The sequence below is a fragment of the Bacillus sp. GbtcB14 genome (assembly GCF_019091205.1).
Classification (GTDB): domain Bacteria; phylum Bacillota; class Bacilli; order Bacillales; family Bacillaceae_G; genus Bacillus_A; species Bacillus_A cereus_AG.
Genome location: NZ_JAGXJT010000080.1, coordinates 1 through 383, shown reverse-complemented (window position 1 = coordinate 383; position 383 = coordinate 1). Strand labels below are relative to the sequence as shown.

Sequence of the window (383 nt, the reverse complement as noted above, 5' to 3'; positions counted from 1 at the left end):
TAGTTGAACGAGATAAATTTAATTAAATCTATCAAATCCCATTGAAGCTATCGAACCTATGCATTGTGGTAAATTCAATGGGGTGAGAATATTAATGAAATTTTCACGAGTTAGTCAAGTATCGGAATTAACAGGTTTGTATCCTAGTAGTCTTAGGAGAATGCTGGTGGAACACGCTACTATTCAGAAGAACAAATCTTCCATTAAAGGAGTTAAATTCTGATGATATTGGCGAAGAAAGTCAGACTGATTCCAACGCCTGAACAAGAACAAGTGCTTAGAAACCATGCTGGTGCTGCAAGATTTGCTTATAACTATTGTAAAAGAATGAGTGATAGATACTATAAGCTATTTGGAAAATCTGTTTCACAGTTAGCTTTACA

Annotated in this window: 1 protein-coding gene; it reads left to right on the top strand. The window is 34.7% G+C overall.

The annotated features are described in order from the left end of the window. Positions 1-222 precede the first annotated feature (222 nt). On the top strand, positions 223-383 hold a 161-nt coding region (locus tag KVT31_RS29380), incomplete at its 3' end, for a helix-turn-helix domain-containing protein (RefSeq protein WP_154695813.1).